This is a genomic window from Streptomyces sp. (assembly GCF_036566765.1).
Classification (GTDB): domain Bacteria; phylum Actinomycetota; class Actinomycetes; order Streptomycetales; family Streptomycetaceae; genus Streptomyces.
This window is the reverse complement of sequence record NZ_DATCVQ010000605.1, coordinates 1-17,957: the sequence shown is the minus strand read 5'-3', so window position 1 is coordinate 17,957 and position 17,957 is coordinate 1. Positions and strand designations below refer to the sequence as shown.

The window sequence follows — 17,957 nt, the reverse complement described above, 5'->3', positions numbered from 1 at the left end:
GCGGATCGTAGGAACGACTTATGACGACGGTCAAGCAAAAGTGCGAAGTTCGGTACCATTAGCCCGGCGCGACGACGACGAGACGACGAGGAGACGGAGCGTTGACCACAGAGACGGCTGGAGCGGGGGCACTACTGGCTATCCTTCGGGACGGCCGCGCCCGTACGCGTACCGAACTGATGCAGCTCACCGGACTCGCCAGATCCACGGTGTCGCAGCGCCTCGACGCCCTGCTCGACCAGGAATGGATCGCCCCGGCCGAGGGCGCCATCTCCTCTGGCGGCCGGCCCGCCGTGGCTTTCGCCTTCAACGACGAGGCCAGGCTGGTGCTCTGCGCCGACCTCGGCGCCACGCACGCGCGGATCGCCCTGACCGACCTGAAGACCCGGGTGATGGCCGAGCACACCCAGGACATGCCGATCTCCGAGGGACCCGACCATGTCCTGGGCTGGCTGGTCGACGCCTTCGGCGCTCTCCTCGACGAGTGCGGCCGCACCCTCGCCGATGTGTGCGGGGCCGGCATCGGACTCCCGGGCCCCGTCGAACACGGCACCGGACGCCCCGTCAACCCGCCGATCATGCCCGGCTGGGACGGCTTCGACGTGTCCCAGTGGCTCCGGGAACGGCTCGGCGTTCCCGTCCTGGTCGACAACGACGTCAACATCATGGCGCTCGGCGAGCACTGGGCCGCCGGCGACGAGTGCGAGCACCTGCTCTTCGTGAAGGTCGGCACCGGCATCGGCAGCGGCATCATCACGGAGCACCGCCTCCACCGCGGCGCCCAGGGGGCCGCCGGCGACATCGGGCACATCAGGGTTCTTTCCGCCGGGGACCAACTGTGCCGGTGCGGCAACACCGGATGCCTGGAGGCCGTCGCCGGCGGCGGCGCCCTCGCCGCACGACTGCGCGCCCTGGGAGAGCACGCCGCCGACGCCCGGGGTGTGGTCCAACTGGTCCGCTCCGGAAGCCCGTTGGCCGTCCAGCTGGTCCGCCAGACCGGCCGGGACATCGGCGAGGTCCTGGCCTCTCTGGTGAACTTCTTCAATCCGGGCGTGATCGTCGTCGGCGGCGACCTCGCGGATGCCGGTGAACACCTCCTCGCGGGCATCCGTGAGGTCGTCTACAGCCGCTCCCTGCCGCTGGCCACGCAGCACCTGACCATGCGCGGCCGCCTCCTGGGCGACCGCGCGGGCGTCGTCGGCGCCGCGGTCATGGTGATCGAGGACGCCCTCAGCCCGCGGGCGGTGGACCGCTCGGTCACCGCGGGCTGAGCGGCCTCGCGCCGGACGACCACGGCCTGCCGCCGACGGAGCGGCGGTGGCTCTCCCGGTTCCCCTGTCAGCTCTTGGCCGGCCTTACGTTCTTGTCGACGCCGTTCACCCGCACGGCGACGGTCGTCCGCGCGGGCGCCCGGTCGGCCACGATCCGGTAGGACGTGACCTTCCCGTCCCGCCACTCGCAGCTGACCTCGTAGCCCCCGCGGGCGCGCAGGCCCGTGAAGGAGCCCTTGGCCTTCCATTCGTCCGGCAGTGCGGGCAGCAGCCGGATGACGCCGTCGTGGCTCTGCAGCAGCATCTCCGCCACGGCACCCGAGATGCCGAAGTTGCCGTCCATCTGGAAGGGCGGATGGTTGCAGAACAGGTTGGGCAACGTGTTGAACGTCAGCAGTCCGCGCAGCATGATCCCGGCGCGGTGCCCGTCGCCGAGGCGGGCGAAGAGGGCCGCCCGCCAGGGCCAGGTCCACGAGCGGCGGCTGTCGCCCGACACCGTCGCGGCCGTGAACGGGACGCCCTCCCGTTCCCCGCACCTCGCCTTGAGCGAGACCAGGGCGGCGGCCGCGAAGTCCGGCGTCCCCGTGGTGATCTGCCGGCCCGGATAGACCGCGAAGAGGTGCGAGGTGTGGCGATGGGTGTCGGTGGGGCTGTCGATGTCGTCCTGCCACTCCTGCAACTGCCCCCACCGTCCGATCCTGTTCGGTGCGAGGCGCGCCTGCATGTCCGCGACCTTGGCCCGGTGGTCGGGGTCCGCGTCGAGTACCGCCTCGCAGTCGAGGTAGTTCTGGAACAGGTCCCAGATGATCTGCTGGTCGTACATGACCCCGTCCTCGCGCGGCCCGTGCTCGGGGGACCAGCCGTTCGGCGCGACGAGGAGTCCGTCCGCGCGCTCCTTGAGGTGTCCCTCCCAGAACGCGCAGATCTCCTTGATCATCGGGTATGCGACGGTGCGGAGGTGGACCATGTCCTGGGTGAACGCCCAGTGCTCGTACAGATGCTGCGCGTACCAGGCGCTCGCGACGGTGTTCCACTCCCACGCGTTGCCACCGAAGATGCTCTGGCTGGTACGGGCGGTCCAGCCCCGGGAGTCCGCGCCGAAGGCGTTGCGCGTCGCCACGCGGCTGGGGACCGCCACCTGCTGGATGAATCCGACGAGCGCCTCGTGGCACTCCGGCAGGTTCGTCGTCTCGGCTCCCCAGTAGTTCATCTGCACATTGATGTTGGTGTGGTAGTCGGAGGCCCACGCCGGCGCGTTGCTGTCGTTCCAGAGCCCCTGGAGGTTGGCGGGCAGCCCTCCCGGGCGCGAGGAGCTGATCAGCAGATACCGCCCGAGGTCGAACATCGTCTGTTCGAGGGTCGGGTCCTGCCCGCCCGCCGCGTACCGTGCCAGCCGGACGGGGGTGGGGAGGGCGACGACGGCGTCACCGGAGGTGCCCCAGTCGACGGAGACACGGTTCATGAGGGCCCGCGTCGCGGCGGTGTGCTCCTCGCGCAGCTCGTCGTAGGACCGGGCGGCCGCCGCGTCGAGCGTGCGCACGACGACCGGTTCCGGATCGACTCCGCGCCACCCGGCGGCGGCGTCGAGCTTGTAGTCGGTGCGGGCGTCGAGCAGCAGGGTCAGGCTCGTGCAACCGCTGAACCGGAGGGTCGCCCCCTCCGCGCGCACGTCTCCGTCCGTGTGTGCGATCTGGACGGTGCACGCGTGCTTGAGGCCGTTGCCCATGACTCCGCGGAAGGCGATCCGCCCGGCGGTGGCGTCGACGGTTGCAGGAGCCCCCTCTTGTCCGGACGTCAGGGAGATCACTCCGGACAGTCCCCGGTCGGTGTCCGATGTGTACCGGAAGACCATGACGTCCGCGGACCGGCTGGCGAAGGCCTCCCGCAGGGCGCGCCGTCCCGGTGCGCCGAAGCGGGTGACATGGAGGCCCTGGGCGAAGTCCAGGGCGCGCTGGTAGTCGACGAACGTGCGCAGAGTGCGCGTATCGAGACCCGTGCCCGCCAGGGCGACCTCCGCGATCTGGAAGCCGGTGGACGCCTTGCCGGGGGTGAAGGTGATCCGGTAGGTGCGGTAGGCCGTGGCGTTGGTGATCCGGTAGGTCCGGGTCTCACCGCGCCCGGCGAAGGACGCACCCGGGTTCTGCACGTCGAGCGTCACCCAGACCTGCCCGTCCTGCGACGCCTCGAGCACCCACCTCCGGGGGTCGTCCCGCGCACGGTCCGGGGCCGCCGTCAGCGCGTACGAGGTGACGACGGCCGCGCGGGGCAGGTCGGCCTGCCAGACGACCGCGGGTGCGCCTCCCTCCACCCGCCAGACGGTGGCGGGATCGGCGTCCACCGAACGCGAGATGCCCTGCGCCCCGGCCTCGGTACCGGCTCCCTCGGAGTGTCCGCTCGGCGAGGACAGGTACATCGCTCCTCCCCCGACGAGGTCGACTCCGGGCAGGGCTATCTCGCTCACCTGGAAGTGGCTTACCCCGGCCTTGGGGACGAAGTCGAAGCGGTAGAAGCGGTAGGCCCCGGTGCCGCTGCAGGTGAATTCCTTCGTCTGGAAGCGGCTCTCGAAGGGCGTCGCCAGAGTGCGACTGTCCACGGTGGTCCAGGTGGCGCCGTCGGAGGAACCGGACAGCGTCCACTCCTGCGGGTCGCGCTCCGGAACGTCGTTGGCACTCGTCAGACGGTAGGACGCGACCGCGACGGGGTCGGGCAGCTCGACCTGCCACTGCACCTTGGCGCCCGGCCCGTCGATGCACCACTTGGTGCTCGGCGCGCCGTCGTACGTCTTGTCGACGCCTTCCGTCGAGGAGGTCCGGTACGGGCCTCCGGGCACCGTGACCTTCGGGCGGGCGTGGAAGGAGACCACGACGTCACCGAAGTTCCGGTACGAGCCGAAGCCGGTCATGCCGGTGTCGAAATCGCTGTCCGGCTTGCCCGCGAGGGCGTTGTCGTAGTTGTTGACCCCGCCCCACAGGCTCTGCTCGTTGAACTGGATGCGCTCCTGGTCGGGGTCGGCGAAGAGCATGGCGCCCAGTCGGCCGTTGCCGATCGGCAGAGCCTGCGACTGCCAGTCCATGGCAGGGACGGGATACTTCAGCGCCGTACGCGAGAGGGTCGGCCACTGGACGGCCTCCGACGCGGGGGCCGCCGGCGCGGCGGCGGCTTGGCCGGCCGGCGTCCAGTCGGTCAACTGAGTGACCAGGGGTGCGAAGGCGAAAGCACCACCGAACTTGAGGATGCTTCGGCGCTGCGGTCGGGCCTCTTCGGTCATGGCACGGTCTCCCATCCATCGAGGGGTTCTCTTGCGGGGGAAGTGGGGGCTCACCGGCTTTCGCCGAAGGCGTCGTCATCTTTGCGGCGCAAGAGATCCGATGTCTAGAGCCGTGCATCACTCATACGTCATCAATTCGCCGCTGCGACAGGAGACTTGGCCAGATACGTCGGAGGTTTGAACCCGAGCTCCTTCGTCGATCACGACGATGTCCAGGACCCTCGGCCCGTGCACGCCCTCCACCCGGTCCAGTTCGATGTCGCTGGTGGCCGAAGGCCCCGAGACGAGCGTCAGCGGTCGGTACGGATCGAGCAGGCCCAGCGCCTCGGGCACGTCGGGGGCGATGCGGTCCGCTCTGATCACGCAGACGTGCTGGTCCGGCAGCAGGGTCAGCGCCCTGCGGCCCTGACCGGGGCCGTGGTCGAGGGCCACCGTGCCGGTGACGGCGATGCCGGAGGCGGCGGTGGTGACCACGGCGTCCGCGAGGTCCAGCCGGCCGACCGTCAGGGGCGGCGCGTCCGTCAGCCACGACCACGGCCCTTCCGGGAGCAGATCCGCGGGAAGTCCGGGCGGCACGACCACGGACCGCGCTCCGGTACGCGCCAGGGCGCGGCCGACCGCTGCGGCGGCGTCGGCCGGTGCCACCCTGACCACCACGGCCCGGTACTCGGCGGCGCGCTCGGCGAACAGCCCGACGACGTCCGGCCCCGCGTGGTCAACGCCGGGGCCACGCGAAGGAGGGTCGTCGGGGCTCTCGGAATCCGGTACGCCGGCCAGCGCCGTCCTCACCGCGCGCAGCACGGCCTCTCGATCGCTCATCGTCGTTCCTTCCCCTCCGTCGCCGGACGGCCTTCGTCTCGCGGGCCCGTTCTCGTACGGCGCCACCAGGCCCGCATCGACTCCCGGGGTGGCACGGGCGTGTCCCGGGTGCCGGACCAGCGGGCGAGCGGCCCCGGCAGCGCACCGATCAGGCCGTCGCGGAACAGCAGGCGGGCTCCGAGGGCGGCCAGCTTCTGCACCGTGGCGAGCCGCCCCGGCGAGGACAGGACAGCACTCGCGGCCTTCATCGCCAGCGCCTCCGGGGTGGGCAGCAGCCGGCTCCGCCGCTCGGCCTCGACGGCCTCGGCACGCAGATGGACCAGCACTTCCGGAATGTCGATCTTCACGGGGCAGGCGTCGTAACAGGCACCGCACAGAGTCGAGGCGAAGGGCAGCGAGGCGGCGTTCGCGACGCCGACGAGCTGCGGGGTCAGGACGGCGCCGATCGGCCCGGGGTAGACGGAGCCGTAGGCGTGACCGCCGGCGCGCTCGTAGACCGGGCACACGTTGAGACACGCCGAGCAGCGGATGCAGGACAGCGCCTGACGGCCCACCTCGTCGGCCAGGGTGGCGGTGCGGCCGTTGTCGAGCAGCACCAGATGGAAGCTGCTGGGACCGTCTCCGTCGGTGACGCCGGTCCACAGCGAGGTGTACGGGTTCATGCGCTCGCCGGTCGAGGAGCGCGGCAGCAGTTGGAGGAAGACGTCCAGGTCGGCGAAGCGGGGAAGGACCTTCTCGATGCCCATGACGGTGATCAGGGTTTCCGGCAGGGTCAGACACATCCGCCCGTTGCCCTCCGACTCCACGACCACCACCGTGCCGGTGTCGGCTGCGGCGAAGTTGGCTCCGGAGACGGCGACCTTGGCCCGGAGGAACTTCTCCCGCAGATGGAGACGGGCGGCCTCGGCGAGATCGCGTGGGTCGTCGGTGAGCGTGTCGGGGGCCGGCCTGCCCCACTCCCCCATCTCCCGTCGAAAGATCTCCCGGATCTCGGAGCGGCCCCGGTGAATGGCCGGCACGAGGATGTGGGAGGGGCGGTCGCCGCCCAACTGCACGATGAGTTCGGCGAGATCGGTCTCGTAGGCGCGGATGCCGGCGTCGGCGAGCGCCTCGTTGAGGCCGATCTCCTGCGTGGCCATCGACTTGACCTTGACGACCTCGCGCTCGCCGGTCGCCCGGACCAGCTCGGTCACGATGCGATTTGCCGCCGCGGCGTCGGCCGCCCAGTGCACCGTTCCGCCCGCCGCGGTCACCGCCTTCTCCAGGCGCAGGAGGTAGTGGTCCAGGTGACGGAGCGTGTGCCGTTTGACGGCCGCCGCCGTCTCCCTCAGCTCCTCCCAGTCCTCCAATTCGGCGGTGACCGCGAGCCGCTTGTCCCGGATGGTGCCGGTGGCCCGGCGGAGGTTCGCGCGCAACCGGCTGTCGGCGAGCGCGGCGCGCGCGGCTTCGGGGAAGGCCGGGGCTCCCAGCCACACGACGTTGTCGGCACCGCTCACCGTGCGTCTCCTTCCGTGGCGGCCAGGATCTCGGCCAGATGCAGGGAGCCGACGCCCGTACGGAGGCGGGAGAGCCCGCCGCCGATGTGCGCCAGGCACGAGTTGTCGCCCGCGCACAGGATCTCGGCGCCGGTGCCCAGGACATGGCGCGTCTTGTCGGCGAGCATGGCGTTGGACACGTCCGCGTTCTTCAGCGCGAACGTGCCGCCGAAGCCGCAGCAGGATCCGGCGTCGGGCAGTTCGACGAGGTCGATGCCCCGTACGGCGCGCAACAGCCGCAGGGGCCGGTCCCCGACCCGCAGCATGCGCAGCGAGTGGCACGTGGGGTGATAGGTGACGCGGTGCGGGAAGTACGCCCCGACATCGGTGACGCCGAGCACGTCGACGAGGAGTTCCGACAGTTCGTACACCGTCGGCACCACCCGCTCGACCGCCTCGGCGAGGGCCGGGTCCCCGTACTGGGCGGCCAGCACCCGGTGGTGGCCGCGCACCATGCCCGCGCAGGATCCGGAAGGGGCGACGACGGCGTCGTAGCCCGCGAAGACCTCGGCGAAGCGGCGCACCAGAGGCAGGGCCTCTCGGCGGTACCCGGTGTTGAAGTGCATCTGGCCGCAGCAGGTCTGCCCCTGCGGGAACTCGACGGTGTGGCCCAGGCGTTCGAGGAGTGCGGTCACCGCCCGGCCCGTACGGGGGAACATCGTGTCGTTGAAGCAGGTGATGAAGAGGGCTATGCGCATGGTGCTTCCTTCGGCGAACCCGGGGATCCGGTAACCGTCAGGCCGTAGGTCCGCGTGGCGGTGCCGGCGAAGACCTCGTGGCGTTCCGCCGGGTCGAGTCGCGCCGTCACCGCGTGTGCGGCACCGAGGACTTCGGCGTAGGTGGCCGCGAGACGGCAGACGGGCCAGTCGGATCCGTACATCAGCCGCTCCGGACCGAAGGCGTCCAGGACCGTGTCGGCGTACGGCTTGAGGTCGTCCGGAGTCCATGAGTCCCAGTCGGCCTCGGTGACCATGCCGGAGAGTTTGCAGACGGTGTTGGGCAGAGAGGCGAGCCGTCGGATCCGCCGGGCCCAGGAGGCGAGTTCACCGGATCCGATGGCCGGCTTGCCCAGGTGGTCGAGGACGAAGGTGAGTCCCGGCAGGAGCTCGGCGGCTTCGGCCGCGGCCTCCAGCTGATGGGGCTTCACCACGAGGTCGTAGACGAGTCCGGCCTCGGCGACCGCGGCCAGACCGCGCAGCACGTCGGGGCGGGTCAGCCAGCGAGGGTCGGGTTCTCCCTGCACCTGATGGCGGATGCCGACCAGATGTTCGCCGCCCGGTCCCGCGCGCAGCCCCGCGAGGGTGTCGGTGACGTCGGCGGCGGTCAGGTCGGTCCAGCCGACCACACCGGCGACCAGGTCGCTGCGCGCGGCCAGGGACAGGAATTCCGGGGTCTCCTCCGGCACGGTGACCGTCTGCACCAGCACGGTGGCGGCGACTCCGGCGGCGCGGGCCTCGGGCTCCAGGTCGGCGAGGGTGAAATCGCGCCGCAGCGGCGCCAGTTCGGGTCCGGTGATCCAGTCCTGGTCGCGTACGGACAGCTGCCACACGTGGTGGTGGGCGTCGACGACGCGGAGCTCGGTGTGGGAGGCGGTCACAGCTGCCACACCACCGGCAGCGAGGCGTCCGCACCCTCGTCCGAGTAGTCGTGGACGACGTCCAGGAGGCCGCTCATCCGTGCCTGCCAGGCGGTGTTGACCGGCAGTTTCCCGAGCGAGGCGATCGTCGTCGCGTAGTCGTCCACCTCCAGTAGGTGGAACAGATCGGTGCCGCTGCGCCAGATCGTCCACTCCCTGACGCCGGCGGCGCGGATGGCGGCGGTGAGTTCCTCGGGCACCTCGCGGTGCGCCGCCTCGTACTCCTCCACGCGGTCGGCGCGGACCCTGGTGTGCAGGGCGACCCTCATGACTCCTCCTTCGACGGTCCGGCGTGGGGGACGGGGACACCCGGGCCGAGGAGGCCTTCGGCGCGCAGTTCGTCCCACAGCGCGTCCGGGACCGGACGGCGCAGCTGCTCCACGGTGTCGCGCACCTCCTCGGGGGACCGCGCGCCCGTCAGGACGCTCGCGACGGCGGGGTGGCCGAACGGGAAGTGCAGGGCGGCGGCACGCAACGGGACGCCGTGGCGTTCGGTGATCTCCAGGAGCCGCAGGGCACGGTCGAGCACCGGCTGCGGGGCGGGCGCGTAGTCGTACGTGGCACCCGGCCTCGGAGCGGTGAGCAGACCGGAGTTGAGTACGCCTCCGATGATCACGCCACGGCCGCGGGCGGCCGCCTCCGGCAGCAGCTCGCCGAGCCCGTCCTGATCGAGCAGGGTGTAGCGGCCGGCGAGGAGGACCACGTCGATGTCGGTCTCGCGCAGGAAGCGGGCGGGCAGCGCGGACTGGTTCATCCCGACGCCGATCGCCCCGACCACGCCTTCGGCGCGCAGCCGTTCCAGCGCCGGGTACGCCTCGCGAAGGGCCTGCTCGGCGTGTTCGTCCGGGTCGTGCAGGAGAGCGAGGTCGACACGGTCGAGGCCGAGGCGGTCCAGGCTCGCCTCCAGGGAGCGCAGCACCCCGTCGGCGCTGAAGTCCCAGACGCGGCGGTGGGTCGCCGCCACGGCGAAGCCGTTGGCGAGGTCGTCGCCGCCGCGGCCCTCGGCGTCGGGTACGAGGATGCGGCCCACCTTGGTCGAGAGGGTGTACTCGTCGCGGGGGCGGCCGTGCAGGGCCGCCCCGAGGCGCTGTTCCGACAGACCCAGACCGTAATGGGGTGCGGTGTCGAAGGTGCGGACACCGGCGTCCCAGGCCGCGTCCACGGTGGCGCGGGCGGTCTCGTCGCTCACCGGCTCGTAGAGGTTGCCGAGGGCGGCGCAGCCCAGCGCCAGTCGTGAGACCCGGAGGGCACCACCGCCCGGGATGGTGGTCCTCACGAGGGGACCGCCGGGCGCAGGCGCAGTCCCTGCATGCCGCCGTCGACCGCGAGCGCGGTGCCGGTGACACTGGCGGCGGCGGGACCGGCGAGGTACACGATGGCGGCGGCTACTTCCTCGGCCGTGACCAGTCGGCCCATGGGCTGGCGGCCTTCGAGGGCGGCGCGCTCGGCCCGTGGGTCGTCGGCGGCGTCCAGGAGCCGGCTCACCCAGGGGGTGTCGGCGGTGCCGGGGTTGACGCAGTTGACCCGGATGCCCTCGCGGACGTGGTCCGCGGCCATGGCGAGGGTGAGGGACAGCACGGCTCCCTTGCTCGCGGAGTACAGAGCCCGCTGCGGGAGCCCGGCGGTGGCCGCGATGGAGCAGGTGTTGACGACGGCGGCGTGCGCGGATCGGCGCAGATACGGCAGGGCCGCCCGGGTGGTACGGACCATGCCGACGACGTTGACGTCCAGGACGCGGTGCCACTGCTCGTCGTCGTTGTCCTCGACGGTTCCGGCGGCGCCGATGCCCGCGTTGTTGACGAGGATGTCGATGCCGCCCAGTCGTGCGGCGGAGATGTCCACGGCCGTGCGTACCGAGACGTCGTCCCCGACGTCGGCCTTGAGGGCGAGCAGTGGTTCGGGCACGCCGGACGGGTCAAGGTCGAGCACGGCGACCGCCGCGCCACGCGCGGCCAGCGCGCGGGACGTGGCCCGTCCGATGCCGGAAGCGCCGCCGGTGACGACGGCCCTGAGGCCTGACAGCTCGGTCATGCCACGTTCTCCTGTCCGGTGCGGTCGGCCACCCAGAACGTTCCGTCCGGGTAGCGGTACTCGGCCATGGACTCCGCCCGCATGGCGGCGGAGAAGCCGGGGGCGAGCGGCGCGGCGTAGTGGCCGTCGCGTATCACCACGGGCTCGGTGAAGTGCTGGTGGAGGTGGTCGACGTATTCGATCACGCGGTTCTCCGTGGTGCCGGACAGTGCCAGGTAGTCGAACATCGACAGGTGCTGCACCAGCTCGCAGAGCCCCACCCCGCCGGCGTGCGGGCAGACGGGCACACCGAACTTGGCGGCGAGCAGCAGGATCGCGAGGTTCTCGTTGACGCCTCCGACCCGGGCGGCGTCGATCTGGAGGACGTCGATGGCGCCGGCTTCCAGGAGCTGCTTGAAGACGACACGGTTCTGCACGTGCTCGCCCGTGGCGACCTTCACCGGTGTCACGGCCTTGCGGATCGTCGCGTGGCCGAGGATGTCGTCGGGGCTGGTGGGCTCCTCGATCCAGTACGGGTCGAATTCGGCGAGGGCGCGGGTCCAGTCGATCGCCTCGTTCACGTTCCACCGCTGGTTGGCGTCGATGGCGATGCGGATGCCGGCGCCGACGGCGGCACGTGCGGTGCGCAGTCGTCGGATGTCGTCGTCGAGGTCGGCACCGACCTTGAGCTTGATCTGGGTGAAGCCGTCCGCGACAGCCTGCCGGGCGAGCCGGGTGAGCTTGTCGTCGGAGTAGCCGAGCCAGCCCGGTGATGTGGTGTAGCCGGGGTAGCCGCGTGCCAGCAGCGCCGTCTCGCGCTCGGCGAGGCCTGCGCGCCCCTCGCGGAGGAGGTGGAGGGCCTCCTCGGGAGTGAGGGCATCGGCGATGTAGCGGAAGTCGACCTGGGAGACCAGCCATTCCGGGGAGGCGTGGGCGAGCAGTTGCCACAGCGGCCTGCCGGCCCGCTTGGCGGCGAGGTCCCACACAGCGTTGACGACGGCGCCGATCGCCATGTGCATCACTCCCTTCTCGGGGCCGAGCCAGCGCAGCTGGCTGTCTCCGATCAGGTCACGGCTGAGCGAGGCCGGGTCGGCGCAGAGTTCCGCCACGGGGCGTCCCACCACGTGGTGCCGCAGCGCGTCGACGGCGGCGACCTGGACGTCGTTGCCGCGTCCGATGGTGAAGGTGAAGCCGTGTCCTTCGAGCCCGTCGCCGGCGTCGGTGCGCAGGATCAGGTAGGCGGCGGAGTAGTCCGGGTCCGGGTTCATCGCGTCCGACCCGTCCAGCTCCCGTGAGGTCGGGAAGCGGATGTCGAAGGTGTCGACCGCGGTGATCCGGGCGGGGGTTGCAGTCAAAGGGGTGCCTTTCACGCTTGGCCGAAGGTCTGGCGCTGGCTGCCGAGCCCGTCGACGGACAGCTCGACGGTGTCGCCGGGAGTCAGGAAGGGGGTGCCGGGCAGGCCGAGGGCCACGCCCGCGGGCGTGCCCGTGTTGATGACGTCGCCCGGCTCCAGGACCATGTACTGGCTGAGGTACGACACGATGTGGTCGACCGTGAAGATCATGTCGCCGGTGTGGCCGTCCTGCCGCTTCACACCGTTGACGCTCAGGCGCAGTCGAAGGTTCTGGGCGTCGCCGACCTCGTCGGCGGTGACGAGCCAGGGGCCGAGGGGGTTGAAGGTCTCGCAGGACTTGCCCAGGTCCCACTGGGGCGAGTACTCCAGCTGGAACTCGCGTTCCGACACGTCGTGGCTGACCGCGTACCCCGCGATCACCGCCCGTGCGGCGGCCGGCCCGGCGAGGTAGCGCGCCCTGCGGCCGATGACGACGGCGAGTTCGACCTCCCAGTCCGTCTTCGCCGAGCGGCGGGGTATCAGCACCTCGTCGTACGGGCCCACGACCGTGCCCGGGTCCTTCATGAACACGACCGGCCGCGAGGGGAGCTGCGCGCCGGTCTCGGCGGCGTGGTCCCGGTAGTTCAGGCCGACGCAGACGACCTTGCCGGGGCGGGCGACGGGTGCCCCGACGCGTAGTCCTTCCGGGTCCAGCTCGGGCAGCGATCCCTCCGCCAGCGCCGTACGAGCCCGGTCGAGACCGCCCGAGGCGAGGAAGGCGCCGTCGATGTCGGAGCCCACGGAGGAGAGGTCGAGCAGTCGGCCGTCGTCGGTGCGGACGGCGGGCCGCTCCTCACCAGGGGCACCGACACGTAGCAGTTTCACTGGACAACTCCCTTGCCATGGCTGGTTCGTCGAGGAGGTCGACCGCAGGGGTCGACGATGGCCCGCGCCTTCAGGCATCGGACAGAGTCATCGGACGTATGGCGGCAGCGCGACTGTAGACACAAGGACGCATGGCCCGCAACGCATACATCGGATGTATCTGCGATCGAGTGGTCGCGGCCGGGGATTCGAGACGTCGAGACGCTCATCCCCACGCACCACGCGCACCTGACAGGGATTCAGTGGAACTCCAGGCCCCGACGTCCGGGGATTCGATGGAAGCGGACCCCTTGTCAACGTCGGCAACGCCGTCGTAACGTCCTCGACGTCCGAGATACATCGGAGGAATGTGCACACCTCCAGCGTCCGCTCCCTGCCTCCGCGATGACTGCATTCGTCTCCGAAGCCTCGGTCACCGGCTGGACCTCACTTGCCGTTCCCCCGGGCACGGTCCCGCACGCCACGCGCCGGGCCGCCCTCCGCCCGGACGGCGGGCTCGCCCCTCCCGGCAGGCGAATCCGCCACCTCCCACCCTCGTTCTGCGGCTCCCCCGCCCCGGCTCAGGAGAGAACACAGCCATGAAGCTCGCTCGCACCCGTTCCACCGCCACGGCAGCCGCCGCCGTCCTCGCGGCACTGTCCCTCGCCACCGCGTGCAACCGTGAGGGCGCGGACTCGGCCGGCTCCGGCAGCGGCAAGCCCGCCATCGGCATCGACCTGCCGCGCTCCGACTCCGACTTCTGGAACTCCTACGCGCAGTACCTGAACAAGGACATCGCGTCCGGAGGGGTCCACACCCTGCCCCTGAGCAATTCGCAGAACGACATCACCAAGCTGGTCGCCAACGTGCAGGTGTTCCAGAACACCGGGGCCAAGGCCGTCGTCATGGCGCCCCAGGACACCGGGGCCGTGGCCTCGACCCTCGACACCCTGTCGGCGGCGAAGATCCCGGTGGTCAGCGTCGACACCCGGCCGGACAAGGGCGACGTCTACATGGTGGTCCGGGCCGACAACCGGGCGTACGGAACCAAGGCATGCGAGTTCCTCGGCAAGCAGCTGAACGGCGAGGGCAAGGTCGCCGAGCTGCAGGGCGCCCTGGACTCCATCAACGGGCGCGACCGCTCAGAGGCGTTCGCCGCGTGCATGAAGACGAAGTTCCCGAAGATCAAGGTCTTCGAGCTGCCCACCGACTGGAAGGGCGACGTGGCCTCCGCCAAGCTCCAGTCGCTGCTCGCCCAGAACCCGGATCTGAACGGCATCTACATGCAGGCCGGCGGCGTCTTCCTGCAGCCGACGCTGGCGCTCCTGGAGCAGAAGGGTCTGCTGAAGCCGGCCGGCGAGAAGGGACACATCTCGATCATCTCCAACGACGGCATCCCGCAGGAGTTCGACGCGATCCGCAAGGGCCAGATCGACGCCACCGTCTCCCAGCCCGCCGACCTCTACGCCAAGTACGCGCTGTACTACGCCAAGGCCGCGACCGAGGGCAAGACCTTCCAGCCGGGTGCGACGGACCACGGCTCCACCATCGTCAAGATCCCGAACGGTCTGGAGGACCAGCTGCCCGCTCCGCTGGTGACCAAGGAGAACGTCGAGGACAAGGCCCTGTGGGGCAACAACGTCGGCTGACCGCCGACACCCGCGGTGGGGCGGGTGACATCGCCCTCGCCCCACCGCGCCGCTCCTCGCGCTCCCCATCACCCCAGCACCCGCACACGAAGGACGGTATCCACCATGGCGGACACCGCGACCGCCCCGGCGACAGGCTCCGGACACCCGGCCCCGGTGGCCGAGGCCACCGGCATCACCAAACGGTTCGGCGCGACCGTCGCCCTGCGCGACGCCCGCATCAGCGTCGCGGCGGGCGAGTCGCACGCCCTGGTCGGACGCAACGGCGCCGGCAAGTCGACGCTCGTCTCCGTCCTCACCGGACTACAGCGACCCGACACCGGATCCCTGCGCTTCTCGGGCGCACCGGCACCCGCCGTCGGCGACATCGACGCCTGGCGGTCCCGCGTCGCCTGCGTCTACCAGCACTCCACCGTCATCGGCGACCTCACGGTCGCCGAGAACCTCTTCCTCAACCGACAGAGCGCCGGACCGCTGCGGCGCATCCGATGGAAGCAGCTCCGGGTCCGCGCGGAGGAGTTGCTCGGCGAATACGGGGTGGAAGTCGACCCCGCCGCACGGGCGAAGGACCTCACCGTCGAGCAGCGGCAATTCGTCGAGATCGCCCGGGCACTGTCCTTCGGCGCCCGCTTCATCATCCTCGACGAGCCGACCGCCAAGCTCGACGCCCGCGGCATCGGCCGCCTCTTCGACAGGCTCCGCGACCTCCAGGAGCAGGGCGTCGCCTTCCTCTTCATCTCCCACCACCTGCAAGAGGTGTACGACCTCTGCAGCACCGTCACGGTCTACCGCGACGCGGCGCACGTCCTCACCGCGCCGGTGGCCCGGCTCGGCCATCAGGCGCTGGTCGAGGCCATGACCGGCGAGTCCGCCTCCGTCACGTCCGTGATGCAGGGCAGGCCCCCGGCGGAGGTGACCGACGCCGTGGAGCTGCTGGCGATCGACGCGCTGACGCTTCCCGGTGTCTGCGAGGACCTGTCGCTCTCGGTCCGTCAGGGCGAGGTCGTCGGACTCGCCGGCTCGGCGGCCAGCGGCAACGTGCAGGTGGGCGAGGCCGTCGCCGGTCTGCACCGCGCCAAGGGCGGCAGGATCTCGGCCGCCGGCAGGATCGTACGCACCGGCAGCGTGCCGTCCGCCCTCGCCGCCGGGGTCGGTCTCGTCCCCGAGGACCGCCACCTCCAGGGACTGGTGAACGACCGGAGCGTGGCGGAGAACGCGACGCTCACGGTCACGGACCAGCTCGGCCCGTTCGGCACGGTGCTGCCCTCCCGGACGAAGGTCTTCGCCCAGCGCATGATCCGGGATCTCGACATCAAGACCCCGGGAGCCGCCACCCCGGTCTCCGCCCTCTCCGGCGGCAACCAGCAGAAGGTCGTGGTCGCCCGCGCCCTCGCCACGGACCCCCACGTCCTGGTGGCCATCCGGCCCACCAACGGCGTCGACGTCAAGTCCAAGGAGTTCCTGCTCGGCAGGATCCGACAGGTCGCCGACAGCGGCAGGGCCGCGCTGATCGTCTCCGACGAGCTCGACGACCTCAAGGTGTGCGACCGGGTCGTCGTCATGTTCCACGGACGGGTCGTCGCCGAGTTCCGGCGCGGCTGGAAGGACGAGGACGTCGTCGCCGCGATCGAGGGCGTCACCGACGCCGGCAGCGCATCCCCCGCATCCGGCACCGACAAGCACGGAAGGTAGTCATGTCCGCCACCACAGATCTCACCGAGCCCGCGACGAGCGCGGCGGAGGCTGCCACCGGGAGCCCCGCGCGTCGGCGCGTCGACCTCGGCCGCTTCCGTGAGCTTTCCCTCGTCCCCGCCATCCTGGTGCTCGGCCTGATCGGGTTCATCGTCTCGCCGGCCTTCCTCACCGCCGACAACCTCATCGGCGTCGCCCAGCAGTCCACCGAACTGAGCCTGCTCGTCCTCGCCACGACGTTCATCCTGATCTGCGGCCGGATGGACCTCTCCTTGGAGTCGACCATCGGCGTCGCTCCTCTCGTCGCCGTCTGGCTGATCCTGCCCACCAGCGGAGGCCGGTTCAACGGGCTCGGACTCCTTCCCGAGTGGACGGCCGTACCGCTGTGCCTGCTCGTCGGCGCACTGATCGGCGCCGTCAACGGATTCCTGATCCTCAAACTGCGCCTCAACGGCTTCATCGTGACGCTGGGGGCCCTGACCATGCTGCGCGGCCTCCAGGTCGCACTGTCCGAGGGCCAGTCCATCATCGACCTGCCGCCGTCCTTCACCTACCTGGGCAAGGCTTCGTGGCTCGGCGTGCCCGCCGCGATCTGGGTCTGCGCGGCGCTCTTCGCCATCGGCGGCAGCGCGCTGGCCTGGCTGCGGCACGGCCGGGCCCTGTACGCGATCGGCGGCAACGCAGAGGCGGCCCGCACCGCCGGCATCCGCGTCGAGCGGATCGTGTGGATCGCCCTTGTCGTCGGCGGTGTGCTCGCCGCGTTCGCCGGCATCCTCTACAGCGGCCACTACGGCTCCATCTCCGCGACCCAGGGCAGCGGCTGGATCTTCCAGGTCTTCGCGGCGACCGTCATCGGCGGCGTGAGCCTCAACGGCGGCAAGGGCTCGGTGTTCGGAGCCCTGACGGGTGTACTGACCCTCCAGCTCGTCGTCAACGTCATGACACTGGCGGGGGTACCGCCCCTGTGGAACCAGTTCCTCAACGGCCTCATCATCATTGTCGCCCTGGTCATCTCCCGCTTCGCCTCCGGCGAGAAGCAGGAATAGCCTCACCCCACGAACGGCTCCGCCCGGCCCCGGAACGGGCGGGCAGAGCCGCCGCCCGTCACACACCCGGCTTGGAGAGACACACTCGTGGCACTGACCGACGAGGCCATCGACAAGATCAAGGCGATGATCGTCACCGGCGAACTCGCACCCGGCTCCCGCCTTCCGAAGGAAGAGGTCCTCGCCGAACAGCTCGGCCTGTCCCGCAGCTCGCTGCGCGAAGCCGTCCGGGCTCTGACCGCCATGCGGATCCTGATCACCCGGCAGGGCGACGGCACGTACGTCTCCAGCCTGGAGCCCCACCTGCTGCTCGAGAGTCTCTCCTTCGCGGCCGACGTCTCCCAGGGGCAGACCGCCCTGCAGCTGCTCCAGGTCCGCAGGCTCCTCGAACCGCAGGCCACCGGACTCGCCGCCGCCCTTCTGCAGCCGGACGACCTGAGGGAACTGCGCCACCTCCTCGACCAGTGCCGCTCCGCTGCCACCGTCGACGAGTTCGTCGCCCACGACATCGCCTTCCACCTCAGGATCGTCGAGGCCGTCGGCAACCCGGTGCTGTCCATGCTCCTGTCCGTGCTCTCCACCCGTACGCAGCGCGTACGCATCATGCGCGGCAGCCGGACCAGCCACGCCCTGGAGAACGCCCACAAGGACCACGAGGAGATCCTCCGCGCACTGGAGGCGCGGGACACGCTGCTCGCCGTCTCCACCGCGACCACCCACATCAGCGCCGTCGAGCAGTGGCTGGCGGCCAGCCTGGAGGACGACTCGCTGGGATCCATCGACGACTGACCGGCCGAACACGCGCCGCGCACGGGTACGGCCGGCCTGCCCTGC

Annotated in this window: 15 protein-coding genes; 5 read left to right on the top strand and 10 right to left on the bottom strand. The window is 70.9% G+C overall.

All coding sequences use genetic code 11. From position 1 onward, the window contains the following. Positions 1-101 precede the first annotated feature (101 nt). Positions 102-1,271, top strand: a complete 1,170-nt coding sequence (locus VIU94_RS34985) for an ROK family protein (protein ID WP_331917911.1) — start codon at positions 102-104, stop codon at positions 1,269-1,271. Positions 1,272-1,338: 67 nt separating this feature from the next. On the opposite strand, the gene VIU94_RS34980 is transcribed toward VIU94_RS34985, so the two are convergent. From VIU94_RS34980 to VIU94_RS34935, 10 genes are all read right to left on the bottom strand, one after another. Continuing rightward, entirely contained in the window at positions 1,339-4,539 is a 3,201-nt protein-coding gene (locus tag VIU94_RS34980; RefSeq protein ID WP_331917909.1) for a glycosyl hydrolase family 95 catalytic domain-containing protein, read from the bottom strand. A 117-nt stretch (positions 4,540-4,656) separates the two neighbouring features. Then, positions 4,657-5,358, bottom strand: coding sequence for a LutC/YkgG family protein (locus VIU94_RS34975; RefSeq protein ID WP_331917907.1), 702 nt, complete (start codon positions 5,356-5,358; stop codon positions 4,657-4,659). Next, positions 5,355-6,854, bottom strand: coding sequence for a LutB/LldF family L-lactate oxidation iron-sulfur protein (locus tag VIU94_RS34970; RefSeq protein WP_331917905.1), 1,500 nt, complete (start codon positions 6,852-6,854; stop codon positions 5,355-5,357). Before VIU94_RS34970 ends, VIU94_RS34975 begins: the two co-directional genes overlap by 4 nt. Continuing rightward, positions 6,851-7,591 carry a (Fe-S)-binding protein gene (locus VIU94_RS34965; RefSeq protein ID WP_331917903.1) on the bottom strand — a complete coding sequence of 247 codons (741 nt, stop codon included), beginning with the start codon at positions 7,589-7,591 and terminating at the stop codon, positions 6,851-6,853. The genes VIU94_RS34970 and VIU94_RS34965 overlap by 4 nt, the downstream gene beginning before the upstream one ends. Next, a complete protein-coding gene (locus tag VIU94_RS34960) occupies positions 7,582-8,490 on the bottom strand; it encodes an amidohydrolase family protein (protein WP_331917901.1) in 909 nt (302 codons plus the stop codon). The genes VIU94_RS34965 and VIU94_RS34960 overlap by 10 nt, the downstream gene beginning before the upstream one ends. Then, positions 8,487-8,798, bottom strand: a complete 312-nt coding sequence (locus tag VIU94_RS34955) for an L-rhamnose mutarotase (protein WP_331917899.1) — start codon at positions 8,796-8,798, stop codon at positions 8,487-8,489. The genes VIU94_RS34960 and VIU94_RS34955 overlap by 4 nt, the downstream gene beginning before the upstream one ends. Beyond that, a complete protein-coding gene (locus VIU94_RS34950) occupies positions 8,795-9,805 on the bottom strand; it encodes an aldo/keto reductase (RefSeq protein WP_331917897.1) in 1,011 nt (336 codons plus the stop codon). The genes VIU94_RS34955 and VIU94_RS34950 overlap by 4 nt, the downstream gene beginning before the upstream one ends. After that, positions 9,802-10,560 carry an SDR family NAD(P)-dependent oxidoreductase gene (locus VIU94_RS34945; protein WP_331917895.1) on the bottom strand — a complete coding sequence of 253 codons (759 nt, stop codon included), beginning with the start codon at positions 10,558-10,560 and terminating at the stop codon, positions 9,802-9,804. Before VIU94_RS34945 ends, VIU94_RS34950 begins: the two co-directional genes overlap by 4 nt. Then, positions 10,557-11,894, bottom strand: coding sequence for an L-fuconate dehydratase (locus tag VIU94_RS34940; RefSeq protein WP_331917893.1), 1,338 nt, complete (start codon positions 11,892-11,894; stop codon positions 10,557-10,559). The genes VIU94_RS34945 and VIU94_RS34940 overlap by 4 nt, the downstream gene beginning before the upstream one ends. Before the next feature lie 11 nt (positions 11,895-11,905). Beyond that, a complete protein-coding gene (locus VIU94_RS34935; protein WP_331917891.1) occupies positions 11,906-12,757 on the bottom strand; it encodes a fumarylacetoacetate hydrolase family protein in 852 nt (283 codons plus the stop codon). 578 nt (positions 12,758-13,335) lie between these two features. Between VIU94_RS34935 and VIU94_RS34930 the strand changes: the two genes are divergently transcribed. The 4 genes from VIU94_RS34930 to VIU94_RS34915 all read left to right on the top strand — a co-directional run bounded on the left by VIU94_RS34930 (position 13,336) and on the right by VIU94_RS34915 (position 17,912). Continuing rightward, positions 13,336-14,385, top strand: a complete 1,050-nt coding sequence (locus VIU94_RS34930; RefSeq protein WP_331917889.1) for a sugar ABC transporter substrate-binding protein — start codon at positions 13,336-13,338, stop codon at positions 14,383-14,385. 105 nt (positions 14,386-14,490) lie between these two features. Then, a complete protein-coding gene (locus VIU94_RS34925) occupies positions 14,491-16,077 on the top strand; it encodes a sugar ABC transporter ATP-binding protein (protein WP_331917887.1) in 1,587 nt (528 codons plus the stop codon). Between the two features lie 2 nt (positions 16,078-16,079). Then, the gene (locus VIU94_RS34920) at positions 16,080-17,123 is read left to right on the top strand and encodes an ABC transporter permease (RefSeq protein WP_331917885.1); all 1,044 of its coding nucleotides are present in this window, start codon (positions 16,080-16,082) and stop codon (positions 17,121-17,123) included. 87 nt (positions 17,124-17,210) lie between these two features. Then, the gene (locus VIU94_RS34915; RefSeq protein WP_331917883.1) at positions 17,211-17,912 is read left to right on the top strand and encodes a FadR/GntR family transcriptional regulator; all 702 of its coding nucleotides are present in this window, start codon (positions 17,211-17,213) and stop codon (positions 17,910-17,912) included. Positions 17,913-17,957 lie beyond the last annotated feature (45 nt).